The sequence below is a fragment of the Kingella negevensis genome, assembly GCF_030177895.1.
GTDB classification, from domain to species: Bacteria; Pseudomonadota; Gammaproteobacteria; order Burkholderiales; family Neisseriaceae; genus Kingella_C; species Kingella_C negevensis.
Genome location: NZ_CP123448.1, coordinates 1784944 through 1808219, shown reverse-complemented (window position 1 = coordinate 1808219; position 23276 = coordinate 1784944). Strand labels below are relative to the sequence as shown.

25 protein-coding genes and 2 tRNA genes are annotated in these 23276 nt (G+C 45.6%); 11 read left to right on the top strand and 16 right to left on the bottom strand.

Features of this window, described 5'->3' with window-relative positions:
• Positions 1–9 precede the first annotated feature (9 nt).
• Complete coding sequence (locus tag QEO93_RS09870; protein ID WP_089152855.1) at positions 10–543, top strand: hypothetical protein; 534 nt, start codon at positions 10–12, stop codon at positions 541–543.
• Between the two features lie 104 nt (positions 544–647).
• Here the strand turns inward: QEO93_RS09870 and aroG are convergent, their stop codons facing one another.
• The 12 genes from aroG to QEO93_RS09810 all read right to left on the bottom strand — a co-directional run bounded on the left by aroG (position 648) and on the right by QEO93_RS09810 (position 12505).
• Positions 648–1679, bottom strand: a complete 1032-nt coding sequence (aroG, locus tag QEO93_RS09865) for a 3-deoxy-7-phosphoheptulonate synthase AroG (RefSeq protein ID WP_032137810.1) — start codon at positions 1677–1679, stop codon at positions 648–650.
• Positions 1680–2019: 340 nt separating this feature from the next.
• Positions 2020–3489, bottom strand: a complete 1470-nt coding sequence (gene pyk, locus QEO93_RS09860; RefSeq protein ID WP_032137811.1) for a pyruvate kinase — start codon at positions 3487–3489, stop codon at positions 2020–2022.
• A gap of 115 nt (positions 3490–3604) precedes the next feature.
• Positions 3605–4672, bottom strand: coding sequence for an LPS export ABC transporter permease LptG (gene lptG, locus QEO93_RS09855; protein ID WP_032137812.1), 1068 nt, complete (start codon positions 4670–4672; stop codon positions 3605–3607).
• A 17-nt stretch (positions 4673–4689) separates the two neighbouring features.
• Positions 4690–5214: a hypothetical protein gene (locus QEO93_RS09850; RefSeq protein WP_032137813.1), complete on the bottom strand. Its 525-nt coding sequence runs from the start codon at positions 5212–5214 to the stop codon at positions 4690–4692.
• A gap of 55 nt (positions 5215–5269) precedes the next feature.
• Positions 5270–6379 (bottom strand): LPS export ABC transporter permease LptF, encoded by a 1110-nt coding sequence (gene lptF / locus QEO93_RS09845; RefSeq protein ID WP_085815411.1) that lies wholly within the window; start codon positions 6377–6379, stop codon positions 5270–5272.
• A 211-nt stretch (positions 6380–6590) separates the two neighbouring features.
• Positions 6591–6986, bottom strand: a complete 396-nt coding sequence (locus QEO93_RS09840; RefSeq protein ID WP_032137815.1) for a ClpXP protease specificity-enhancing factor — start codon at positions 6984–6986, stop codon at positions 6591–6593.
• Between the two features lie 15 nt (positions 6987–7001).
• A complete protein-coding gene (locus QEO93_RS09835; protein ID WP_085815412.1) occupies positions 7002–7607 on the bottom strand; it encodes a glutathione S-transferase N-terminal domain-containing protein in 606 nt (201 codons plus the stop codon).
• Between the two features lie 233 nt (positions 7608–7840).
• Positions 7841–8614, bottom strand: coding sequence for a cytochrome c1 (locus QEO93_RS09830; protein WP_032137817.1), 774 nt, complete (start codon positions 8612–8614; stop codon positions 7841–7843).
• Positions 8615–8627: 13 nt separating this feature from the next.
• The gene (locus QEO93_RS09825; protein WP_032137818.1) at positions 8628–9977 is read right to left on the bottom strand and encodes a cytochrome b; all 1350 of its coding nucleotides are present in this window, start codon (positions 9975–9977) and stop codon (positions 8628–8630) included.
• A gap of 10 nt (positions 9978–9987) precedes the next feature.
• Positions 9988–10572: a ubiquinol-cytochrome c reductase iron-sulfur subunit gene (gene petA, locus QEO93_RS09820; protein WP_032137855.1), complete on the bottom strand. Its 585-nt coding sequence runs from the start codon at positions 10570–10572 to the stop codon at positions 9988–9990.
• Between the two features lie 312 nt (positions 10573–10884).
• Entirely contained in the window at positions 10885–11637 is a 753-nt protein-coding gene (locus QEO93_RS09815; protein WP_032137819.1) for a Nif3-like dinuclear metal center hexameric protein, read from the bottom strand.
• A 139-nt stretch (positions 11638–11776) separates the two neighbouring features.
• Complete coding sequence (locus QEO93_RS09810; RefSeq protein ID WP_372708486.1) at positions 11777–12505, bottom strand: formylglycine-generating enzyme family protein; 729 nt, start codon at positions 12503–12505, stop codon at positions 11777–11779.
• Positions 12506–12717: 212 nt separating this feature from the next.
• On the opposite strand from QEO93_RS09810, the gene rsfS reads away from it, so the two are divergent.
• Both rsfS and QEO93_RS09800 read left to right on the top strand, forming a co-directional pair.
• Positions 12718–13101 carry a ribosome silencing factor gene (gene rsfS / locus QEO93_RS09805; protein ID WP_032137821.1) on the top strand — a complete coding sequence of 128 codons (384 nt, stop codon included), beginning with the start codon at positions 12718–12720 and terminating at the stop codon, positions 13099–13101.
• 117 nt (positions 13102–13218) lie between these two features.
• Entirely contained in the window at positions 13219–14187 is a 969-nt protein-coding gene (locus QEO93_RS09800) for a tetratricopeptide repeat protein (RefSeq protein WP_032137822.1), read from the top strand.
• A 234-nt stretch (positions 14188–14421) separates the two neighbouring features.
• On the opposite strand, the gene QEO93_RS09795 is transcribed toward QEO93_RS09800, so the two are convergent.
• The 4 genes from QEO93_RS09795 to QEO93_RS09780 all read right to left on the bottom strand — a co-directional run bounded on the left by QEO93_RS09795 (position 14422) and on the right by QEO93_RS09780 (position 18930).
• Entirely contained in the window at positions 14422–15306 is an 885-nt protein-coding gene (locus QEO93_RS09795; protein WP_032137823.1) for a metal ABC transporter permease, read from the bottom strand.
• Between the two features lie 89 nt (positions 15307–15395).
• On the bottom strand, positions 15396–17336 hold the full coding sequence (locus QEO93_RS09790; protein WP_032137824.1) for a MacB family efflux pump subunit: 1941 nt from the start codon (positions 17334–17336) through the stop codon (positions 15396–15398).
• Positions 17337–17380: 44 nt separating this feature from the next.
• Positions 17381–17695 (bottom strand): hypothetical protein, encoded by a 315-nt coding sequence (locus tag QEO93_RS09785; protein ID WP_032137825.1) that lies wholly within the window; start codon positions 17693–17695, stop codon positions 17381–17383.
• A 65-nt stretch (positions 17696–17760) separates the two neighbouring features.
• A complete protein-coding gene (locus QEO93_RS09780; protein ID WP_032137826.1) occupies positions 17761–18930 on the bottom strand; it encodes an efflux RND transporter periplasmic adaptor subunit in 1170 nt (389 codons plus the stop codon).
• A 311-nt stretch (positions 18931–19241) separates the two neighbouring features.
• On the opposite strand from QEO93_RS09780, the gene QEO93_RS09775 reads away from it, so the two are divergent.
• From QEO93_RS09775 to mlaD, 8 genes are all read left to right on the top strand, one after another.
• Positions 19242–19317, top strand: a tRNA-Val gene (locus QEO93_RS09775).
• Positions 19318–19351: 34 nt separating this feature from the next.
• Positions 19352–19428 (top strand) — tRNA-Asp (locus tag QEO93_RS09770).
• Positions 19429–19635: 207 nt separating this feature from the next.
• A complete protein-coding gene (locus QEO93_RS09765) occupies positions 19636–20442 on the top strand; it encodes an ABC transporter ATP-binding protein (RefSeq protein ID WP_032137827.1) in 807 nt (268 codons plus the stop codon).
• Positions 20443–20472: 30 nt separating this feature from the next.
• Positions 20473–20739, top strand: coding sequence for a hypothetical protein (locus QEO93_RS09760; RefSeq protein ID WP_032137828.1), 267 nt, complete (start codon positions 20473–20475; stop codon positions 20737–20739).
• 157 nt (positions 20740–20896) lie between these two features.
• Positions 20897–21370 carry a CAP domain-containing protein gene (locus QEO93_RS09755; RefSeq protein WP_245832154.1) on the top strand — a complete coding sequence of 158 codons (474 nt, stop codon included), beginning with the start codon at positions 20897–20899 and terminating at the stop codon, positions 21368–21370.
• A gap of 37 nt (positions 21371–21407) precedes the next feature.
• Positions 21408–21845, top strand: a complete 438-nt coding sequence (locus tag QEO93_RS09750) for a hypothetical protein (RefSeq protein WP_032137829.1) — start codon at positions 21408–21410, stop codon at positions 21843–21845.
• Positions 21842–22618, top strand: coding sequence for a lipid asymmetry maintenance ABC transporter permease subunit MlaE (gene mlaE / locus QEO93_RS09745; protein ID WP_032137830.1), 777 nt, complete (start codon positions 21842–21844; stop codon positions 22616–22618). Before QEO93_RS09750 ends, mlaE begins: the two co-directional genes overlap by 4 nt.
• A 124-nt stretch (positions 22619–22742) precedes the next feature.
• Positions 22743–23246 (top strand): outer membrane lipid asymmetry maintenance protein MlaD, encoded by a 504-nt coding sequence (mlaD, locus tag QEO93_RS09740; protein ID WP_032137831.1) that lies wholly within the window; start codon positions 22743–22745, stop codon positions 23244–23246.
• Positions 23247–23276 lie beyond the last annotated feature (30 nt).

Sequence of the window (23276 nt, the reverse complement as noted above, 5' to 3'; positions counted from 1 at the left end):
GCCTGAAAAATGAATATCGATTGGAAACGTCAATTTACTCTGATTCCTGTATGGATTATCGTGGCAGATTTGCTTTTGAACATGGCGGAAACCGTGAAATTTGCGCTCTCCCCTGTTACTTCGCCGCGAGCCAGCGATGGTTTGCAAATCACGCCTGAATTTGCGTTTGACTGGATTCAGGTGATTATTAACGGCGGCATGGTGTTGATTGTGCTGTCTGCCATTTTTGCGATGCTTAAAATGAAACGATTGAGCGATGAAGGTATGCGGCTCGCACCTACTTTAACGCGTGCGTGTTCTGTTTTGGCGGTGCTGGCGTTTGCGATGCCTGCGGTGTGGCTTTGGGGCTGGGCGTTATTTGATTTTATCGCGCATGGGCGTTTGACGATTGCGCTCAACCAGCCGCGTTCGCTTGTGGTGGCGGCGTGTCAGCCTTATTTGGTTTTTCAGGCTGCATTGCTTTGGCGTGGGCAACATCGGTTGTATCACCGCAAATATGTGAGCAATATTCCTGCGCTGTCTTCGCCAATGGATAATCAGTAAACAAAATGCAGCCTGAAAATTTTAATTTTTCTGAAACATGAAAAAGGACAGGGATAAACCCTGTCCCTACCAAATGACGGTTTTTGCAAATATTTCAGGCTGCGTTACACACGCACTTTATTTGCTTCTGCCAACAATGCCAACATCTCTTCAGTTGTATCCCAACCAATGCAAGCATCTGTGATACTTTGACCATATACTTCAGGCTTGTCTTGGCGACCTTCAACCAAGTGGCTTTCCACCATCACGCCCATAATGTTTTGCTCGCCATTTTTGATTTGCGCTACCACATCTTGCGCCACTTCCATTTGACGTTTGTAGTCTTTGCAGCTATTTGCATGGCTGAAATCCACCATCAATTTTGGCGTAACACCCGCTTTGTTCAATTGTTCAACCGCAGCCTGAACATGCTCTGCGCTGTAGTTTGGCTCTTTGCCGCCGCGCAAAATCACGTGGCAATCAGGGTTGCCCGTCGTGTGAACAATCGCTGAATGCCCCGATTTGGTTACAGACAAGAAATGGTGTGGATGTGAAGCCGCGCCAATCGCGTCAATCGCAATTTTCAGATTACCGTCCGTGCCGTTTTTGAAACCGACTGGGCAAGACAAGCCGCTTGATAATTCGCGGTGCACTTGGCTTTCCGTGGTACGCGCACCGATTGCGCCCCATGAAATCAAGTCGGCGTAATATTGTGGCGTAATCATGTCCAAAAATTCTGTTGATGCTGGCATGCCCATGTTGTTCAAATCCAGCAGCAATTTACGCGCTTGGCGCAAACCAAAGTTGATGTCAAAGCTACCATCCAAATGAGGGTCGTTAATCAAGCCTTTCCAGCCAACTGTGGTGCGTGGTTTTTCAAAATACACGCGCATCACAATCAGTAATTCTTTTTCGTATTTTTTGCGCAATGGCAGCAGGCGTTGTGCGTATTCCATCGCGGCTTTGGGGTCGTGGATTGAGCACGGACCAATGATAACTAACAGACGATTATCTTTGCCACTCACTAAGTCGGCGATTTGGCGGCGTGTGTTATACACCAATTCTGAGGCTTGTTCGCTAATCGGCAATTCGTATAAATGGGCGATTGGAGGCAATAATTCGGTTACGGCGTGAATGCGTACGTCATCTGTTTTCATGGTTGTGCTTTCTTGTTGTGTATTATTAAGAAGTGTTAAGAATAATGGTTTTGTGCACCCATGACAACTCTTTCAGGCTGAATTTTGAAATTTAATTTTATTATTTTACAATTTTTTCAATTTTTCTTATATTTTTTCTGTTTTATTTTGTTTCTTTGAAATTTTATTGTGCAGATGAAAATACAAAAATGCAGCCTGAAAGCTATTTTTCAGGCTGCATTTTATGGTTTGTTTATAGTTGGTTAAAATGAAAATGAGACAAGGCGACAACGCTCGCCGTGTGCGCGTGGCACATAAGGTTGTTGGCAACGCAGTATCATTGATATTTTAATCAACTATCTTAAGCAACTGTAGCCACTTGCAATGAGTCAGTACCGCCAGTTTCGCGCATACGAGAACCGCAAGTAATCACATATTGGTCGCGAGATTGCAACACGCCCAAGTTCACCAAAGATGCTTCTGCTTCGCGCAACGCTTGGTTGTGTTCAGTGCTGGTTTCCAATTTGATTGGACGAACACCGCGATACATTGCCATACGGCGTTGTGCTTGTGTGCTAGGAGTCAATGCGTAAATTGGCACCAAAATACCGTAACGGCTAACGTGGAACGCTGCGTTACCGCTTTCAGTCAATGCCACAATCGCTTTAGCATTGATTTGTTTTGCCACGTGAACCGCAGAGCTGGCAATCGCGTGAGGCGTTTCGCCGTTGGTTGCTACTGCGCTTTCATCAACGCCAACCAAAGAATCTTGTTCTTTTTCAGCCGCTGCGCAAATCAAAGACATTTGGCGCACGGTTTCAAATGGATACGCACCCACAGCAGTTTCAGCAGAACACATCACCGCATCAGTACCGTCCAACACTGCGTTGGCAACGTCGCTCACTTCGGCGCGAGTTGGCACTGGGTTGGTAATCATGCTTTCCATCATTTGAGTGGCTGTAATGCTAAAACGACGCAATTCGCGTGCGCGTTTAATCATGCGTTTTTGCAATGCTGGAACGGCTGCATTGCCCACTTCAACCGCCAAGTCGCCGCGCGCAACCATGATACCGTCTGAAGCCAAAATGATTTCGTCCAAGTTTTCAATCGCTTCAATGCGTTCGATTTTTGACACCAAACCTGGTTGAATGGTCAAACCCAATTTTTCGCATTCTTCTGCAACCGCACGGCGAGCGATGTTCATGTCTTCCGCGTTTTTCACGAAAGAAACAGCTAAGTAATCGCAACCGATTTTCACGGCAGTTTTCAAATCGCGGAAATCTTTTTCGGTGAACGCGCCAGCAGACAAACCGCCGCCTTGTTTGTTAATACCTTTGTTTGATTTCAATTTGTGGCTGTTGTTTGCGATGGTGTGGATTTCACTGCCTGAAACTTTTTCTACAGTTACGGTCAGCAAACCATCGTCCAGCAACAATACATCACCTGGTTTCACATCGTTTGGCAATTCACGGTAATCCAAGCCGATGCGTTCGCGGTTGCCTTCGCCTTCTAAAGCAGCGTCAAACAACACAGATTCACCAGCAGCAATGTCCACGCTGCCATTTTCTAATTTAGACACGCGGATTTTAGGGCCTTGCAAGTCTGCCATAATAGCCACTTCAATGCCTGCTTGACGCGCTGCTTCACGAACGATTTGTGCGTTGCCTTCGTGAAATTCTGGTGTGCCGTGGCTGAAGTTGAAACGAACCACGTGCAAGCCGCCGATGGTAATCATATCGCGCAACAAATCTACGTTGTTGCTGCCTGGGCCTAAAGTTGCCACAATTTTAGTGTTGTGGCGAATGCGTGTTAAATCACGTTGCATAGTCATTTTTTCTATCCTTGAAAAGGTTGAGTTACGATGTAGGATTATAACAAAATTTAGGTTTGTTCTACTAAAATTTCTTATTTTTCAGGCTGCTATTTGATTTATAGCAAGCTAAATTCTATCGCGCTTCTTGCTTGTGGATTAAATATCCTGCCCACAAAGCAAACGCGGCAGTTGGTAAAATCGCGGCGATAGAAGCTGGCACACCATAAAGCTGCGCGGTAAAGCCAAACAGTCTGCCCGAAAAGAAAAACAGCAACCCCAAGCAAATGCCGCCAAACAATTTCAAACCCATATTGCTGTGGCGACCAGAATTAGGCGTAAACGCCAACGCCACCAACGCCATCACCATGGTCGCAATTGGGTAAACCAATTTGTTCCACCACGCCACGTCATACGCCAGCGTTTGCTGCTGATTACTTTTTAAGTAATTGATGTATTTAGTTAATGCGCTAAATGACATTTGTTCAGGCTGCACCAGCAAAATGTCTAACAAATTATTGCTGACATTGGTTTGCCATTCACGTTCAGCTTCTGCTTTGGGATAAACGCGGTTGTCTGCAAATGTGCTGCTTTGCACGTTTTTCAGCGTCCATTTGCCGTTCGTGATAGTCGCTTTTTCTGCGGTAACGGCTTCAACCAGTTGATATTGCTGATTGTATCGCCAAATTTTAATGCCCGTTAAAGTGTGGTCGGGCAACATGGCGGCGACGCTCACCATGCTTTCAGGCTGCTTTATCCACAGTCCGTCATACGTGACAGAAGCACCGCTGGCGCGTTGGCTGGTACGCATCATTTCAGCGCGACGATTCAATTCAGGTGCAATCCATTCGCCCAGCAACACAGTAATCACGGCAAAAATCGCACTGAATTTCACGATAATCATAATGATGTTTCGCGTACTCAAACCGCTGGTTTTAATCACCGCCAATTCGCTGTTGGACGACAATTGGCTCAGGGCAATCAAGCCGCCAATCAACGTCGCTAAAGGCATCAACTGATAAGCACGTGCTGGCATTTGCATTAAGATGTATTTAGTCGCGTCCCAACCGTTGTAAACGCCTACGCCCACATGGGTGATTTCGCTCAGTAAATCAATAAAACTATACAAAGCCAAAATCGCCAGCAAAGCATAGCCCGACATTACGCTCAGGCGCACAATTAAATAACGAGTCAATAATTTCATTTTCAGGCTACCTGAAATTATTGCGGCGCAGAAGCAGGCTCAGAAGCCCCAACTGGCAACATTTGCACCAATTCGTTACGTGCATCGTTAATCATTTGCTCGGTGTCCACATCAGGCAAATCAGATTCGGCTAAAGCGGCTTCTGGGTTAGCGATAAACGCCGCGTTTTCTTCCGCGATTTTCGCGTCCACTTCATACGCCTTAATCAGTTTCTCGCTCACATCAATAATCGGTTGATTGAGCAAATTCAGTTTTTTCAACTCTGCGACGTGTTGGCGCAACAATTTCACTTGTCCGTTTACCATTTGCGCGGCAGAAGCATCGCTGACATCTTCAGGGATTTCAGGCTGCTCGTCTTCTTCGCGGTCAAATTTTGCCATTAAGTCATACAGTTTTTGAGCTTCGTCTTGCACAGTCAGCACAAGCGGTGCTTTTGCTTCGGCGGACGCGGCGACAGGTGCGCTGGCAGCAGGAGTTTCAGATTTTTCTTGTGAACACGCTGCGCAGAGCAACATGGTTAGCAATACAGATAATTTTTTCATTTTTCTCTAAATTCCAGTTTTTCAGGCTGCATTATGGCAGCCTGAAAAGTTCTATTTATTTATTCGGTAAAAACATTTCTTTCAATCCCGTCCAAAACGGTTTCGCAGGCATTGAACGCATTTTCATCAACACATACACACTCAGCGCAATCAAAATATGCATCGGCAAAAAGCCCACCCAAAAATTGATTTTGCCGTCTTCCACAGCGTTACGCAGCACCGTCAAACCATTTTGGTACAGCAGGAAAAAGCCTACTGCCGTCAGCACGTTATACGAACTGCCCGAACGCGGATTGAAATACGAAATCGGAATGGCGAGCAAGCTCAGTAAAACCACCGTAATCGGCAACGACAATCGCCACATCAATTCACCCTGATATTCAGGATTGCTGCTGCCAAACAGTTTCAGCGTTGGCACCGTGCGGCGATGATCAATCGGGTTCACAATTTTCGGCGTGGTATTAATCACCAAATTCAGTTTTTCAAACGACACTTGGTCGAAATCGCCGCGCCCAGCCACGCCGCTGTAACGGTAGCCCTGTTCCAATACCAATTTACGCTGATTGTCGCTTACATCAAAATGCCCGTGCTGGGCGAACACCACGCTATCACGCCCTGTTTCGTCCTCATCGCGGATAAACAGGTTTTTCATCTCGCCCTGTTCCGTGTCAAACGTTTCCACGAAATACATGCGACCGTCTTTTTTGCCCAACTCGGTAAACTTGCCTTCTTCCACCAGCGACAAATTTTGTTTTTGCTTCAAAATTTCCGCGTATTCACGGCTACGGTATTCTGCCCACGGCAAAACATACATTTGCATAACGGCGACCAAAATCGCCAATGGCACGGCAAACGATAGCACGGGGCGAATCCATTTTTTCAACCCCAAACCGCTAGAAAGCCAAATCGCCATTTCGCTATCGCGCCAATATCGCGTCAGCACCGACAAAATGCTGATGTATGCGGTTAAAACCACCAAAAGCGGTGTCATGCCCACCGTCCAAAAGCCAATCAGCGCGGTAACTGCTTCCGTTGCCACGCGACCATCGGCTGCACGTCCGAGCAAGTTAATCCCTTGCGTGAACACAAGGATGGCGAGTACCACCAAAAAAATGGCGGCGGCGGAAAGTGTGGTTTCTTTGACAAATTGCTTGCGGTAATTCATGGGTGACTTTGTGTGTTTTTGCGAAAGCGGATTTTAGCAGAAATGGTTTCAGGCTGCTTTTGAGCAAATAATTATTTTCAAAATGCAGCCTGAAAATGAGGTTAGCTGATATTTTTTGGTTTCTTTGGTGGGATAAATCCCACCTTACGCAAGTTTTGCAAAGGTTTCAGCCTGAAAAAAATCCCCAAACTTTTCAGTTTAGGGATTTTTGTTATTTCACGAGCTTCAGCACTTTTTTCTTCGGTGCTTCGGTGTCTTGTGTGGTTTGTGGCTCTGCACTGTTTTCAGGCTGCCATTCGCTCACTTCAAAGCCCATGCCCTCGCCTGTTTCTTTGGCGAAAATGCTCATCACGTGTCCAACAGGAATCATCAATTCTTGTGCAACGCCACCAAATCGTGCATGGAACGTAATCCATTCATTGTCGATTAACAAATCTTTGGTGGCAGTTTGGCTGATGCTCAACACGATTTGATTGTCTTGCACATATTGCGCTGGGACACGTGTATGTTCGTTTACCCAAACGGCGATGTATGGCGTGGTGTTGTTATCCAAGCACCATTCATACAGGGCGCGAATTAAATAGGGTTTGGTAGAAGTCATCGTCATTTTTCAGGCTGCCAATTATTTACGCATGGCTTTTTCGGCTGGCGTTAATGCGTCAATAAACGCTTGGCGTTGGAAAATGCGTTCTGCTGATTTCAACAATGGGGCTGCGGCTTTGCCTAATTTGATGTCGTAATGGTCTAAACGCCACAATAATGGGGCAAGTGCTACGTCAATCATTGAGAAATCATCGCCCAAAACGTATTTGTTTTTGGCATACGCTGGGGCAATCATGGTTAAGCCTTGTGTGATGGCTTCACGCGCTTTGGCTTGTTCTTTACTGGTTGCGGCGACGTTTTCCAATGTTTGAACGTGAACAAACAATTCTTTTTCTAAGCGGTGCAACACCAAGCGTCCGCGTCCGCGTTGTACGGGGTCTGCTGGCATCAGTTGCGGGTGTGGAAAACGCTCGTCAATGTATTCGTTGATGATGTTTGATTCATACAAAACCAAGTCGCGTTCTACCAAAACGGGTACTTGGTTGTATGGGTTCATAATGGCTAAATCCTCGGGTTTGTTGAAAATATCGATGTCTTTGATTTCAAAATCCATGCCTTTTTCAAACAGGACGAAGCGACAACGGTGGCTGAATGGGCAGGTAATACCTGAGTACAATGTCATCATGGTTTTCAGTCTCTCTTACTTATGTTTTCAGGCTGCCTAATTTTTATGCAGCCTGAAAGATTATTGAAAATAAAGCAAATTATAGCAAATTTGGCGATACTTTTCCACAGAAACGCTGTAAGTATTTGTTTATAATATGAAAGCAGCCTGAAAGTGAAAAATTGTCGGATACAAGTATCTGACCTACACACAAAAAAAACGCAGCCTGAAAAACTTTTCAGGCTGCATTTCATTTAGTGAACATCTTTCCAGTATTCTTTTTTTAGGAAATATGCCAATGGCAACATAACTGCCAGCAAGAACATCAACACAATATAACCAATTTGTTTGCGTTGAACCTGAGCAGGCTCAGCCATGTATGCCATGAAATTGGTTAAATCTTTTGCGTAAGTGTCGAACTCTTTGGTAATCACTTTGCCGTCTTTGGTCATGCGCGTCAGTTTGCCTGTGCTTTCCCAAGTCCAGTCAGGCGTGCCGTCCGCTTTCAAAACCATTTTGCCGTCTTTATCCAACTTGGCAACTTTCACACCTTCTTGCTCCCACAAAACGTGTGGCATGGCTGCTTTTGGCAACATGGTGTTGTTCCAGCCAGTTGGCGTGGTTGGGTCTTTATAGAAACCACGCAAGTAAGCATAGATATAATCCGCACCACGAGAACGGGCAATCAGCGTTAAATCAGGCGGTGTTTTACCAAACCATTTTTTGGAATCAGCTGGCGACATGTGCGCTTGCATCACATCGCCCACTTTATCGGTGGTGAACATCAAGTTTTTCTTGATTTCGTCTTCACTCAAACCGATGTCTTGCAAACGGTTGTAACGCATAGCGGCTGCCGAATGGCAAGACAAACAGTTGTTCACAAAAATTTGTGCGCCGCGTTGCAAACTCACTTGGTCGCGTGGGTCGATTTCAGCGTGTTCATAATGTCCGCCGCTTGAAGCCACTGCCATGCTCATGGGTGCTGCTACCAACAGGGCAGCAATCACGTTTTTCAATGCTTTTTTCATTTCAGGCTGCCTTTTAGATAATGGTTGCAAACAAATACGAGCCAATCACGGTAATCGCAACATACACGAAGAACATGATTTTTTGTTTTGGCGTACTCATGGTTACGCGCTCTGGCACTGGCAAGTTTTTGTCCATTTTGGTGTAAAACGGCATACCCAAGAAGAATGCGAAATACACAATCGACAAGATTCGCGCTACCAAAGTGCGTGTATCGGTTGCCACCATCGCGCCCAAAATACCCAAACCAATGAATGAGATAATGAACAATACCAATGCGGTTTTGAAAATTGGACCACGATAACGAACCGATTTCACTTCGCCACGGTCAAGCCATGGCAACAAGGCAATCAATACAACCGCTGCGCCCATGCCGATTACGCCCCAAACTTGTGTACCCAAAAATGATGGAATGGCACGCAAAATCGCATAAAACGGTGTGAAATACCAAACTGGTGCAATGTGCGCTGGCGTAACCAGTGGGTTAGCTGAGTCAAAGTTTGGGGCTTCCAAGAAATAACCGCCACCGTCTGGTTTGAAGAACATCACGGAGCAGAACACAATCAGGAACACCACCACGCCCAAAATGTCTTTCACGGTGTAGTAAGGGTGGAATGGAATGCCGTCTAACGGAATGCCGTTTTCGTCTTTCAGTTTTTTGATTTCCACACCGTCTGGGTTGTTTGAGCCAACTTCATGCAGCGCAATCAAGTGAGCCACCACTAAGCCAAGCAACACCAAAGGCACGGCAATCACGTGCAAGGCAAAGAAGCGGTTTAAGGTTGCATCTGACACGTTAAAGTCGCCGCGAATCCAAGTAGACAAATCTGGACCGATGACTGGGATTGCACTGAACAAGTTAATAATCACTTGCGCACCCCAGAACGACATTTGTCCCCAAGGCAACAAATAGCCCATAAACGCTTCAGCCATCAATGCCAAGAAAATCAGCGAGCCGAACACCCACACCAATTCACGCGGTTTTTTGTATGAACCGTAAATCAAGCCACGGAACATGTGCAGATAAACCGTAATGAAGAAGAATGATGCACCTGTTGAGTGCATGTAGCGGATAATCCAGCCACCCGACACGTCGCGCATGATGTATTCCACTGCAGCAAATGCCACAGGCAAGTTTTGCGCGTTGATTGTGCCATCTGGTTTGAAGTTCATCGTTAAGAAAATACCGCTCACGATTTGAATCACGAGTACCAGCAATGCCAACGAACCGAAGAAATACCAAAAGTTAAAGTTTTTTGGCGCGTAGTATTGACCCACATGGTCGTTCCACAATTTGGTCAAGGGGAAACGAGCGTCCACCCAGTCCAACAATGCTTTTGCTTTGTTATTGGTTTGGTTTGCCATTTTCAATCCCCTATTTGTCTTCGCCGATGAGAACAACGTTGTCGTTCACATATTTATAAGGCGGAATGACTAAATTGGTTGGTGCTGGCACGCCTTTGAATACGCGACCTGCCAAGTCAAATTTAGAACCGTGGCATGGGCAGAAGAAGCCACCCTTCCAGTTGCCACCCAAGTCTGCCGCACCCACATCAGGGCGATACGTTGGCGAACAACCTAAGTGAGTACAAATGCCCACAGCCACCCAGATGTTTTCTTTAATGGCACGAGTAGGGTTTTTGCAGTATTCAGGCTGCTGGTCAACTTCAGATTTAGGGTCTGCCAATTCGCCGTCTAAAGTGGCCAAATCTTTGACTTGCTGTGGCGTGCGGTTCAACACAAAAATAGGTTTACCGCGCCATTCAGCCGTTAATAATTGCCCTGCTTCTACTTTGCTGATGTCCACTTCAACGGAAGCACCAGCCGCCTTTGCTTTCTCAGAAGGAAACCAGCTTGCCACGAAAGGAACTGCTGCGCCTGCCGTAGCAACCGCGCCTGCGCCCGATGTTGCCAGCACAAGGAAACGGCGGCGTCCTTGATTGATTTCTTTATTATCCATTTGTTTGTATTCCATTTTTTGGCGCACATACGCGCACCGCAGTGGTTGATAGTATCTAACTCTGTAATTCTAACTGAAACCACTACGGCAATTAAAGCATTATTTAAATTTAAGTAAAGTTTTTACAAAGAATAGTTGAGAATTGTGGTATTTGTAAACTTGTTTTCAGGCTGCAATTAATCCATTGACAGCCTGAAACATTTAAAAAATCAAGGGGTTTTTAGCAAGATTGATTTTGACTATTGAGCTTTACAAAATAACCAAAACACAAGAAATCTCTACGCTGGAGCATTTCAGGCTGCAACTTAATTATTACGCAGGATTACTTTCATCAAAAAATTGCACATCTAAACCAAATTCTTCTGCAATCGCCTTGCCCAACGCTTGCACGCCATAACGCTCCGTTGCGTGATGTCCCGCACTCACAAACGCCACACCTGTTTCGTTTGCCAAATGATATTGCGCTTCAGAAATTTCGCCTGTGATAAACACGTCCGCACCAGCGTCAATCGCAGCCTGAAAAAATCCCTGTGCGCCACCCGTACACCACGCCACTTTTTTCAAGCTGCCTGAAAGATTGCCCACGACAACAGGTTCGCGTTGCAACACGGTTTTCAGTTGCGCGGCTAAATCTGCCAACGTTTGTTGGTTTTCAGGCAGCGAACCGATGTTCAGTAGATTTTGTTCGCCAAACGCATTTTCAGGCTGCCAACTCATTTGCGCGGCTAATTGCGTATTATTGCCCAGCGTTGGGTGTGCGTCTAATGGCAAATGATAGCCAACTAAATTGATTTGGTGTTTCAGTAGCGTGGCGATACGTTGCTTTTTCCAGCCTGTAATCGTAACGGGTTCGCTTTTCCAGAACATGCCGTGATGTACCAGCAGCATATCTGCGCCCTGCTCTGCGGCAAATTCAATCGCGGCGCGGCTGGTGGTTACGGCGGTGATGATTTTGCGAATCTCGTTTTTGCCTTCCACTTGCAAACCGTTGGGTGCGTAATCTTTGAATTGCGCGGTTTGCAGGGTTTGGTCGCACCAAGTAAGTAAGGTTTGACGTGAAATCATGTGGTTTATCCTGTTTTCAAAAAAGCGAAAGTATAAATGAAAACGCAGCCTGAAAGTTTCAGGCTGCGTTTTGTTTGCCATTTTTCAGGCTGCCAATGTTGGGCATCAATGCCCAACCTACGATTTTTAAACTGCGAAATCACTTCGCACATCTAAACCCTAAATTATTCAACACAAAATAAGGCTTCAAACTGGTTCGTATGCCGTAGCGCATAAACGCCACATAATCGCTCGGGTCTACCGAATTAACGGAGGCTGAACCGCAATACAAATTGCTGCTCACGCCCGAACTGAGCAGGCTACTGTTAAAGTCTTCCGTCCATTCCCAAATCAAGCCGTGCATATCGTGAACACCCCAGAAGTTTGGTTTGCCTTTGCCCACATCTTCCAATTTACGCTGACCGCCACTGGCATACCAATCCAAAATGGAACGGTTGAAATTGGGTTCTGCTGTGCCATTTTTTTGCGTGGCGGACGCTTGTCCCACAATTTCCCATTCATCAATCGTGGGCAAGCGTTTGCCTTGCGCGGCGCAATACGCATTCGCGGCAAACCATGAAACGTTTGTAACAGGCTTGTTCGCGTCTGCCGCTTTGGGCGAGAAACTGTTACCGCGTTTTTCCCATTGCTGCAAATATTTGCTTTCCGCTTTGCGCTCCGACACTTTGCCGCGTTGCCATTCGGGATTTGCATCGACAAATTTCGCAAACTCTGCGTTAGTAACCGCCGTTTTGTCTAGCTCAAATGCTTTCACGGGAATCATCGGCGTGTCTTTTTTGAGATACAACGGGCGATAGCTACCAGCCTCAATTTTCGCCATGTCTCTGGCGTAAGCAACATTCAGGCAGCCTGAAAAACAAGTCATCATCAAAACAAAGTGAAGCGGTTTCATAGTCGTTCCTTTAACGTTTTTGTGAGATAGGTAAATAATATGCAATTTAAATGCTGATTTAAACCTATTTATTTCATTCTATTGATATTGCATAAAATTTTCTATTTCTCCCACTAATCGCAGCCTGAAAGTGTAAAAACACGGTATAATCGCGCCCATTTTCAAACATTTATCTCAAGTAGAACACTATGACTGAACAAGAATTGCAAAAAATGGTTGATATTGCCGTGAACGCCTTGGAAGACGTGAAAGCAAAAGATATCGTGGTATTAGACACCAGCGCGAAAACCTCATTATTTGCGCGCATGATTATTGCCAGCGGCGACAGCACTCGCCAAGTAAAAGCATTGACCAACAATGTGGCTGTGGATTTGAAAGAAGCAGGTTTCAATATTTTGGGCAGCGAAGGTCAAGACAGCGGCGAATGGGCTTTGGTTGATGCAGACGATTTAGTGGTACACGTGATGCTCCCAGCCGTGCGCGATTTCTACGACATCGAAGCATTGTGGGGCGGCGAAAAGCCATCGTTTCACAACGGCGCAAGCAAACCGTGGCACGCTGCCGACAATTAAGCACACAGGCGAACAGATGTTCGCCTTTTTTGCGGATAACACTTTTCAGGCTGCAAATGGAAACTTACAATAATCTATTGCAGCCTGAAAAACTTTCCCAAAACAAGAGGCAATCCTATGAAATCAGAACGAACCCAACACCAAGAACTCGCTCGCGAGCTCATAGAAACTTGCCAACTGGCGCAAGCAGAACCACTGGTGCGCGCACTGTATCAAGACACGCAAAACACGTTTGGCGAAGACAGCCTAGAACACGCCCAAAGTCTCGTTAATCTCGGCAACTGGCACGAAGGTAAAGGCGATTTTGGCGCGTCCGAAACCCTGCTCAAACAAGCCGTGCAAACCATTCGCCGCCACAACGAAACCCGTAAACACAACGCCCAACTGGCAGACGCATTGCACCAACTGGGCGGCACATACTGCCAACAAGGCAAGCTGGCGGAAGCGCAAGCCGTTTACCAAGAAGCGCAAACACTCTACACGCAGCCTGAAAACGCCGCACAAATCGCCCTATTGCTCAACGATTTAGGTAGCACCTACAGCGAGCAGCCTGAAAAAGCCCTTGAATACTACGAACAATCCGCCGCCCTGCATGAAAAACTGTTTGGCATGGAATACCGTTACACCGCCCTCACCTACACCAATGCCGCCGCCATTTATCGCAGACAAGGTCATCTAGCCGAAGCACAATCCATTCTAGAACACACCACCCAAATTCAGCAGCGTTGTTCAGGCGACCACATTCTAACCGCAGTCGCCTTGTCTGAACTCGCCGCCACATACGACGAGCAAGGCAATCATCAGCAAGCCGAAACACTTTACAACCAAGCCGCCGACATGATTACACGCGTATTCGGCAAAGAACACGTGAATTACGGGCGTATACTCGCGCGGCTTGCCTATCATCATTATTTGCTAAACGACTTTGATACCACGTTGAACATGCTGCACCAATCGTTAGAAATTTTCATTGAAACATTTGATGAAGACCATGCCGCCGTCCGCAACACCATACAAAATATTGTTACCGTGATGATGGCATCAGGAAAAGAAGAATTTAAGATGAAACGCAGTCGCAAAAAATAGAAAAAGCAGCCTGAAAAATAGTTTTCAGGCTGCTTTTTAAATTGAAACTTTTACAAACCCCAGATTTGAGCAGTTTTCAAAGCCATAGCAGCGCAGCAAGAGACTACGTACATGAAGTACGTTGAGCTTGCGAGCAGCGCAGACTAGATTTTGTCCAAATCTCAATTTGGCAACAAAATCAGTCCGCATAGCGCGGCGAAGAAAAATGCCAAAGATGGGGATTTTGCAAATGTTTCAAACTGCGCTCATTTTTCGATGCTTACGGCGAACCAATTTCACCAAAATCCCACTATTCGCCCCAAACAACACCGAAACCAAATACCACGCCCCACAAAATAAAATAATCGTCGGGCCAGAGGGCAAATTAGCAGGGTGATGATACGACAGCAACAATCCCGCATAACCGCACACCAGCGCACTCAACGCCGACACCCACATCAACGCCCCCATACTTTTCACCCACAAACGCGCAGAAATCGCAGGCAGCATCATCAAACCGACAGACATCAACGTCCCCAATGCCTGAAAGCCCGCCACCAAGTTCATCACCACCAACACCAAAAACGCAATATGCCACAAGCCGCCGCGCCCTTTAACCGCACGCAAAAACAACGGGTCAATGCTTTCCATCATCAACGGACGGAACATAATCGCCAACGCCAAAATCGTCAGGCTTGCCACACCGCCCATTAAGCGCAGCGAAGTCAAATCCACCGCCAACACCGAGCCAAATAGCAAATGCAGCAATTCCACGCTATTACCGCCCAAGCTCACCAAAATCACGCCAATCGCCAAACTGCTCAAATAAAACGCCGCAAAATTCGCGTCTTCTTTCAATTCTGTAAACCGACTGACCAAACCCGCAAAAAACGCCATCAACATGCCAGCAATAAAACCACCCAAACTCATGGCAGGCAAACTCAAACCCGCCATCATGTAGCCAATCGCCGCCCCTGGCAAAACCGCATGGCTCAATGCATCGCCAATCAAACTCATGCGACGCATCACCAAAAACACACCCACAGGCGCAGCAGACAAAGCCAAAAACACGACAGACGCCAACGCGTATCGCATAAAAGAAAATTCAGTGAATGGGACGATTAAATATTCGTATAGCATAAAATCCAAAAAAAAAGCAGCCCGAAAAACGGGATTATACCGTTTCAGGCTGCTTTGTTACAGCATAACAATGTTTTCAGGCTGCTATATCAATCATGCGCCAACGCATCAATCGGATTGAGTTTAGACGCATTCTTCGCAGGCATATAACCAAAAATCACGCCAATCGCCGTTGAACAAACCACCGCGCCAACGATAGACGCCGTAGAAAACGACATCGCAAAATCGCTAACAAAATGGTTAAACACCGCCGCCAAACCAAACGAAATCAACACGCCAGACAAACCGCCAATCAAACACAACAAAATCGCTTCAATCAAAAATTGCTGCAAAATATTGCTTTGACGTGCGCCAATCGCCATGCGAACACCAATCTCTTTTGTGCGTTCGGTAACGGACACCAGCATAATATTCATCACGCCAATACCGCCCACCACCAACGAAATCAACGCGATAGATGAAATCAGCATCGTCATCGTACCAGTGGTCGATTCAATCGTTTGCTTAATGCTGTCGCTGTTTTGCATGAAAAAATCTTCCGTGCCGTGTCGCGCCAGCAGCAGCTCGGTAATCCCTTTTTCCGCCACCTGCGAATCCACGCTGTCTTTCACTTTAACCGACAGATTATTCACATATTTTGCGCCGCTAATCTGATTCATCAGCGTAGTATAAGGCGTGTACAGCGACAAGCTATCCGAAGAACCGCCAAACGAATTATTCTCCGCTTCCAACGTGCCAATCACCGTCAAAGGACGTTTTCTAAACAACACCGTTTTGCCCAACGGGTCAGCACCATCAGGAAATAATTTTTTTACCGTATTGTCATCAATAACAACCACTTGCGCGTTTTCTTTCACATCATTGGCATCAAACAATCGCCCCGTTGCCAATTTCAAACCACGCACGTCAAAAAACTGTTCGCCTGCGCCCGTTACGCTTGCTGTTAAGTCCGTGTTGCGATACGTTAAAGTGCCGCTTGAAGAACTGCTTGGGGTGGTGCTAGAAACGTAACTTAATTTTGAAATTGCTTCGCCATCTGCTACTGTCAGCGTTCGGATTCGCCCCGCGCGTCTGTCGCCAAAGCCGTTACCTGGAAAAATCGTAATCGTATTCGTCCCCATGCTATTGATGTCAGACAAAATTTTCTCTTGCGAACCTTTACCCAGCGCAACCACGGAAACCACCGCCGCGATACCAATAATAATCCCCAACATCGTCAGCAAAGAACGCATTTTGTGCGCCACAATCGCTTGCACCGACATTTTGCAGGCTTCCTGAAATTGGTCTTTATAAAACGCCAAACCGTGTTTTTCTTGAATACTTTGCACGTTGCTTGGTTTGATTTCAGTCGTTTTACTCGTGTCGGAAATGATTTCGCCGTCTTTAATTTCAATCACACGATTGGCTTGCGCGGCGATTTTCGGGTCGTGCGTAACCATGATAATCGTATGCCCTTCGGCGTACAGCTCGTGGATAATCTCCATTACCGTTTCGCCGCTGCCTGAATCCAACGCGCCAGTTGGTTCATCAGCAAAAATAATTTCGCCTCCGTTCATCAATGCACGTGCAATCGAAACGCGCTGTTGCTGACCGCCTGACAACGCGCTCGGCTTGTTTTTTTCTTTGCCTTTCAAGCCCAATTTGTCGAGCAACATATCCGCGCGTTGGCTGCGTTCATCGTAATCCAAACCTGCATAAACAGACGGCAACGCCACATTATCACGCGCCGAAATCGAGCTTAACAAATTGTAGCGTTGGAAAATAAAGCCGAAGCGTTTACGGCGCATGGCAGCGAGTTCATCGCCTGTCATTTTGGACGTTTCCGTGCCAGCAATCATGTAAGTGCCACTGGTCGGCGTGTCGAGCAAACCGAGAATGTTCATCAGCGTGGATTTACCCGAACCCGATTGCCCGATAATCGCGACAAAATCGCCTTTTTCTACCGTCAAATTCACATTTTTGAGAATGTGAACGCGGTTTTCGCCCTCGCCAAAATAGCGGTTAATATTTTTACATTCAATTAATGCCATTATTGTGCCTTTTACTTTTATATTTTTTCAGGCTGCCTGAAAGATTATTCCTCTTGCTGTTTCAACACGCTAAAACCGTGTTTTTCGGCTGCGGTTTGGTCTTTCACGTTAATCGTGTAAACATTGATTTGCCCAGTCGCGCCGCCGCACACAGACGGAAACGCAACCCCACGCAAATGGTCTTTTCGCATTTGGTAAACCTGAATACTGCCCAAATTCTGCTTCATCGATTCAGGCGAAACACCCTCACCACCGCATTGTGTCGAATTATCTGAGCGATACACGTTCACCGTTTTCAGGCTGCCTGAAACGGTGTTAGACGTAGCCGAACACGCCGCCAAAGCCGCCGAAGTCGCCATTAAAAAACTGCTTTTTTCATCATAAAATCCTTTCAGGCTGCCTTATATAAACCTTAGACTGTGAATTACATACGTCTCATGCCTCTATCCATGGCTTTTTCTTTATCACCATCGCTCATTTCAGACATGATGACTTTATCGCCCTCGTTCAAACCTGATTTGATTTCTGTATTCATGCTGTCTTTCAAGCCAGTTTGCACTTCTTTTTCAGATACGCGATTATCCGCGCCCAACACACGCACAAATTTCTTGCCATCTTTCATTTTAATCGTAAAGGTTGGCACAGTAATCACGTTGTCCGCGCTGGCGATTTCAATCGTGTTTTGCGTAGTCATACCGATTGCCAATTTGTGTTCAGGATTAGGCACAAGCGCACGCGCATAATAGTAAATCGCGTTAGCAGTTGTGTCGGTAGAACGGCTATACGAGCCTTGAGACATGGTCGTTAAACCTGGGTCAATACTACCCAAAGTAGCAGTCAAAGGTGCATCAGGTTCAGACAGAATGGTAAAACTCACTTTTTGACCTGATTTCACTTTAGTCGCATCGCCTTCTGCGATTTGCATTTTGTTGGTCATGCTGTCCAAATTCGCAATTTGCACGACCGTTGGCGAAGTTTGGCTGGCGTTAATCGTTTGCCCCTGCTCCACCACCAAAGCCACCACCGTGCCATCAGACGGCGCAGTGATTCGGGTGTAGCCCAAATCTTTTTCTGCTGTATTAATCGCAATTTGTGTTTGTTTGATAGAAGAATTTAACTCTTTGATTTTCGCGCGATTAGTAGACAAAGAATCTTCCGTAGCTTCAAATTCTTCTTTGGAAACCGCGTCCGCACCGACCAAAGTTTTGTAGCGGTCGTATTTACGTTGCGCGATTTTCAACGCCACTTGCGCTGATTCTAATTGAGCGTGATACGTTTCCAACTGCGCTTTTTTCGTATTCACTTCATTGACTTGCGACACGTTATCAATTTCCGCAATCAAGTCGCCCTGTTTCACTGTATCGCCAATTTTAACGTGCATTTTTTTGATTTGACCTGAAACCTGTGCGCCCACATCCACCAAATTAGTTGCCGCAATTTCGCCAGTTGCTGACACAGTTTGCGAAATTTTGCCGCGTTTGACAGGCTCAGTAATGTAAGAAACCGTTTCTTTCGGTTTAAAGTGTTCGTAGCCACCCCAAGCCAAACTCCCTGCGACCAATAAAGCCGCCAAAATCTTCAATCCAGTTTTCATAGCGTTGATATGTTTTAAAAGTCATAAAGTGGCGCATAATAAGTAAAATTAGTCCGAAAAACAAGGCTTTGATATTTCATTTCACAAAACAAAATTATAAAATACAATTACTTACAAAAGCCCATTTACAAATTTTTGATTACACTGATACTAAATTACACATTTTTCAGGCAACCTGAAAATATTTTCTAAAAAATTCTCAATTCAAACAAAAATTTATAAAATAACGTAAAATATTTTCAAGAAAACACTTGCACACAAACCCGAAAACTGGTTTAATTCGGTCTTCGCTAACGCAGCGAAGAAAATATGGGTGATTAGCTCAGTTGGTAGAGCGTCTGCCTTACAAGCAGAATGTCGGCGGTTCGACTCCGTCATCACCCACCAGTTTTTATCGGTTGCTTTAACGGCAATCGGTTGCGCGGTGGTAGCTCAGTTGGTTAGAGTACTGGCCTGTCACGCCAGTGGTCGCGGGTTCGAGCCCCGTCCACCGCGCCAAATTTCATCATGTATCCTTTCGTAAATCCTTTGGTTTATATAAAACCTATCTGAACTCTTTGGGAATTTTCTCTCTCAAAGAGTCTTTTTTTATCTGTCGCTTTTTTGTTCCAATTTCGCGTAAAAAACCCCAAGATAACCGCATTTATCTTGCATTTGCGCTATTGAACGCATACCATTTCTTATTTTTATCCCTAGATTTTCGCCATGACTGTGCCGTTTATTGAATTTCAACAAGTTGCCTTTGCCTATAACAGCCGCCCCATTTTGCAAAACGTGAGTTTCACGATTGGACAAGGGCGATTTGCGGCAATTATGGGCGGTTCAGGCAGTGGCAAAACCACCATCATGCGCCTAATTACAAGACAACTGCGCCCCACTTCAGGCAAAATTTTGATTAACGGGCGCGATTTAGGCGCGTTTTCATCAACGCAACTGCGCGAACATCGCCGACAAATGGGCGTTTTGTTCCAACAAGGCGCGTTGTTTAGCGATTTGAACGTGTTTGATAACGTGGCGTTTCCCATGCGCGAATTAACCAAGCTGCCTGAAAACGTGATTCGTGATTTGGTGCTGCTGAAACTAAACGCCGTGGGTTTGCGTGGCGTGGAAAATTTGATGCCGTCTGAATTATCGGGCGGCATGGCGCGGCGCGTAGCGTTGGCGCGGACGATTGCGCTTGACCCTGAATTAATGTTGTTTGACGAGCCATTTACGGGGCTTGATCCGATTTCTTTGGGCGTAATTGCGCATTTGATTCATCGCGTTACCAAAGCGTTGCGCTCAACCAGTATCATGGTAACGCACGATGTGGGACATTCGCTGCAATTGGTGGACCAGATTATCTTTTTGGCGCACGGCGAGATTTTATTTTCAGGCAGCCCACAGGAAATGGAACAGAGCAATTCGGAATGGATTAAGCAGTTCGTGGGCGGATTACCGAATGGTCCTGTGGCGTTTCAGTTTCCTGCGAAAACGAGTTTACAAGAGGATTTGTTGGGAACACAAAAATAGGTTTCAGGCTGCCTGAAAAAAGGAAAAATCATGCAGAATCATTTTGTGAAGAAACTGTTTCGGCGGATTTACGGTAATCTAGCCGAACAAAACATTCAAAAATATTGGAAATGGTTTTTGGCTGAATGGGCTGTTTTTGTGTTGTTGGATAAGAAGGTTTTTGAGCCATTCTTTATTCAATATATTCCTGCCTATTCACAAAATGGTTGGGTAAGATTTTTTGTTGGTAACTTGCCGCTTTTGGTGTTTTTTGCGTTGATGAATTGGCATTTTGGTTATTTAAATAAGAAATCGTGAAACATATAGTTAATGCACTTATCTTTTAACACTGCGTTACCAACGCCCTTATGTACTATACGTACACGGCGGGCGTTGTCGCCTTGTCTTAAAAAATAATTGCATTAACTATATTTTTCAGGCTGCTTTGAATACTCGTTGAATGAAGGAAATAGCAATGAAATCATCTATTTTTTCGTTAATTGTGATAAGTTTGCTTTCTGCGTGTGCGACAACATCAAATCATACAACAGAAATGCTTAACTCAATCAATGCGGCTCGTGCAAAAGCAAGGACGTGCGGTGACAAGCATTTTCAGGCTGCCGCACCTTTGCGCTGGAACGAGAAATTAGCTGATGCTGCTCAAAAGCATGCGCAAGAAATGGCAGACAATCGTCATTTTTCCCACAATAGCAAAGACGGGAAAAAATCGTTTGACCGCATCAAAGCGGAAGGTTATCAATTTTGGACAACTGCTGAAAATATTGCGCACGGACAAGTGATGAAAAGCTGGCTAAGCAGCCCGAGACATTGTGCTAATTTAATGAACCCCAATGTAACAGAAGTCGGCATGGCTGGTGCGTATAATCGTAAGCTCAATGAAACGCCGCCCGTTATCTATTGGGTACAGGATTTTGGTGAACCACGATAATTTTTTTCAGGCAGCCTGAAAAATAAAGGAACTGATAATGAATACATTAAAACAATGGTATCGCAGATTATTTGGCGAAATCCGTTATCTATCATATATTTTTTATTTTTTCACAACGTATGGACTGATTGAGAAAATCATCTTATCTGAACAACCTATTATCCGCAGTGTTGTGGCAATTATTTTGAGCATAGCTTTTTATTTTTATTATAAAGGGGGTGCGAGAAAGCGTGATAAGTTGCAAGAAATGACAAAAAAATCATTAATTGGTGAAGAAATTTTGCTTGCCATCACTTCTGTCTGGTTTTTAAGTGTGATTTATGAAACTGCGTTGAAAACGTGGGAAAATCCTGCTCCTTTTATCTGTTTTATTGTCGCGTTGGTGTGTGGGATTGGCATTTTGCAGTTGAAAGATAGAATCAAGAAAAAAGATAATGCGCCCACATTAAAAGAAAATTTGAAGAATAATTTATGAATTTTATCCAAACAATCGGTGCAAAAACCATCAAGTTCGTCCAAACCTTGGGCGCAACGGTTTTGTTTTTGCTAAACATTCTTCGGCTATTGCCGCAATCGCTGCTGCGGATTCGTTTGACGATTCGCCAAATATATTTTTCGGGCGTGTTATCGGTGCTGATTATTGCGGTGTCGGGCTTGTTTGTCGGCATGGTGATTGGCTTGCAGGGCTATACGCAGTTGGCAAAATTTAAGTCGGCGGACGTGCTGGGCTTTATGGTTGCGGCTTCGTTGCTGCGCGAGTTGGGTCCTGTGCTGGCAGCGATTTTGTTTGCCAGCAGTGCAGGCGGTGCAATGACGAGCGAAATCGGTTTGATGAAAACCACGGAGCAGCTTGAAGCGATGGACGTGATGGCGGTGAACCCTGTGGCGCGTGTGGTTGCACCGCGCTTTTGGGCAGGCGTGATTTCTATGCCGCTTTTAGCGTGTATTTTTAATGTTTCTGGGATTTACGGCGGTTATTTGGTCGGCGTGCAATGGCTGGGGCTGGATAATGGGGTGTTTTGGTCAAATATGCAGAACAATATTGGCTGGTCTTATGATGTGGTCAATGGGCTGATTAAGTCGCTGGTATTTGGCTCGGCGGTGTCGCTGATTGCGGTGTATCAGGGCTTTCATTGTGTGCCGACTGCGGAGGGAATTTTGCGTGCGAGTACGCGAACAGTGGTGTCTTCTGCGCTGACGGTGTTGGCTTTGGATTTTATTTTGACGGCGTTTATGTTTGTGAACTAGATTTCAATCGTATAGTTAATGCAGCCTGAAAAGAATGTTGGCTTGGAAAGCCAACCTACAACGGTTTTGCAGAAAATAATTGAGTAAACTAAGTTTTCAGGCTGCCTGAAACAAGGATTTGGTAATGAAAAAAGGTATTTTAGAATTTTGGGTGGGTTTATTTGTGTTGCTGGGCTTTTTGGCTTTGGGTGCGTTGTCGTTTAAAGTGGCTGGCAATAAAGGCGGCTTTAGCGGCAATACGCAAACGTACACGGTTTACGCGCAATTTGAAGACATTGGCAGCCTGAAACCGCAGGCACCGATTAAAACGGCTGGCGTGTTGGTCGGTCGCGTGAGCAGCATTCAGCTTGACCCACAAAGTTTCCAAGCCAAAGTAACCATGGAATTGGACAGCCAGTATCCATTCAGCGTGGACGCAAGCGCGGCGATTTTGACTTCAGGCTTGTTGGGCGAGCAATACATTGGTTTAACTAACGGCGGCGAAGAAGAAAAATTGCGTAATGGCGACTCGCTAACTTTGACAACATCGGCAATGGTGTTGGAAAATCTGATTAACAAGTTTATCAACAACTTTATTGATAAAGGCACACCTGCACAAAGCAGCGAGCCTGCAACTGAAACCCCATAATTTTCAGGCTGCGTTAAAATGCAGCCTGAA

Coding starts and splice junctions, on each gene's coding strand:
- QEO93_RS09870 (WP_089152855.1), top strand. CDS start 10: ATGAATATCGATTGGAAACGTCAATTTACTCTGATTCCTGTATGGATT.
- QEO93_RS09780 (WP_032137826.1), bottom strand. CDS start 18,930: ATGAAAACTGGATTGAAGATTTTGGCGGCTTTATTGGTCGCAGGGAGT.
- QEO93_RS09790 (WP_032137824.1), bottom strand. CDS start 17,336: ATGGCATTAATTGAATGTAAAAATATTAACCGCTATTTTGGCGAGGGC.
- aroG (WP_032137810.1), bottom strand. CDS start 1,679: ATGAAAACAGATGACGTACGCATTCACGCCGTAACCGAATTATTGCCT.
- QEO93_RS09755 (WP_245832154.1), top strand. CDS start 20,897: ATGAAATCATCTATTTTTTCGTTAATTGTGATAAGTTTGCTTTCTGCG.
- QEO93_RS09830 (WP_032137817.1), bottom strand. CDS start 8,614: ATGAAAAAAGCATTGAAAAACGTGATTGCTGCCCTGTTGGTAGCAGCA.
- mlaE (WP_032137830.1), top strand. CDS start 21,842: ATGAATTTTATCCAAACAATCGGTGCAAAAACCATCAAGTTCGTCCAA.
- lptG (WP_032137812.1), bottom strand. CDS start 4,672: ATGAAATTATTGACTCGTTATTTAATTGTGCGCCTGAGCGTAATGTCG.
- petA (WP_032137855.1), bottom strand. CDS start 10,572: ATGGATAATAAAGAAATCAATCAAGGACGCCGCCGTTTCCTTGTGCTG.
- QEO93_RS09750 (WP_032137829.1), top strand. CDS start 21,408: ATGAATACATTAAAACAATGGTATCGCAGATTATTTGGCGAAATCCGT.
- QEO93_RS09840 (WP_032137815.1), bottom strand. CDS start 6,986: ATGACGATGACTTCTACCAAACCCTATTTAATTCGCGCCCTGTATGAA.
- mlaD (WP_032137831.1), top strand. CDS start 22,743: ATGAAAAAAGGTATTTTAGAATTTTGGGTGGGTTTATTTGTGTTGCTG.
- QEO93_RS09765 (WP_032137827.1), top strand. CDS start 19,636: ATGACTGTGCCGTTTATTGAATTTCAACAAGTTGCCTTTGCCTATAAC.
- QEO93_RS09810 (WP_372708486.1), bottom strand. CDS start 12,505: ATGATGACTTGTTTTTCAGGCTGCCTGAATGTTGCTTACGCCAGAGAC.
- QEO93_RS09815 (WP_032137819.1), bottom strand. CDS start 11,637: ATGATTTCACGTCAAACCTTACTTACTTGGTGCGACCAAACCCTGCAA.
- QEO93_RS09825 (WP_032137818.1), bottom strand. CDS start 9,977: ATGGCAAACCAAACCAATAACAAAGCAAAAGCATTGTTGGACTGGGTG.
- QEO93_RS09760 (WP_032137828.1), top strand. CDS start 20,473: ATGCAGAATCATTTTGTGAAGAAACTGTTTCGGCGGATTTACGGTAAT.
- QEO93_RS09850 (WP_032137813.1), bottom strand. CDS start 5,214: ATGAAAAAATTATCTGTATTGCTAACCATGTTGCTCTGCGCAGCGTGT.
- pyk (WP_032137811.1), bottom strand. CDS start 3,489: ATGACTATGCAACGTGATTTAACACGCATTCGCCACAACACTAAAATT.
- QEO93_RS09795 (WP_032137823.1), bottom strand. CDS start 15,306: ATGCTATACGAATATTTAATCGTCCCATTCACTGAATTTTCTTTTATG.
- lptF (WP_085815411.1), bottom strand. CDS start 6,379: ATGAATTACCGCAAGCAATTTGTCAAAGAAACCACACTTTCCGCCGCC.
- rsfS (WP_032137821.1), top strand. CDS start 12,718: ATGACTGAACAAGAATTGCAAAAAATGGTTGATATTGCCGTGAACGCC.
- QEO93_RS09785 (WP_032137825.1), bottom strand. CDS start 17,695: ATGGCGACTTCGGCGGCTTTGGCGGCGTGTTCGGCTACGTCTAACACC.
- QEO93_RS09835 (WP_085815412.1), bottom strand. CDS start 7,607: ATGATGACATTGTACTCAGGTATTACCTGCCCATTCAGCCACCGTTGT.
- QEO93_RS09800 (WP_032137822.1), top strand. CDS start 13,219: ATGAAATCAGAACGAACCCAACACCAAGAACTCGCTCGCGAGCTCATA.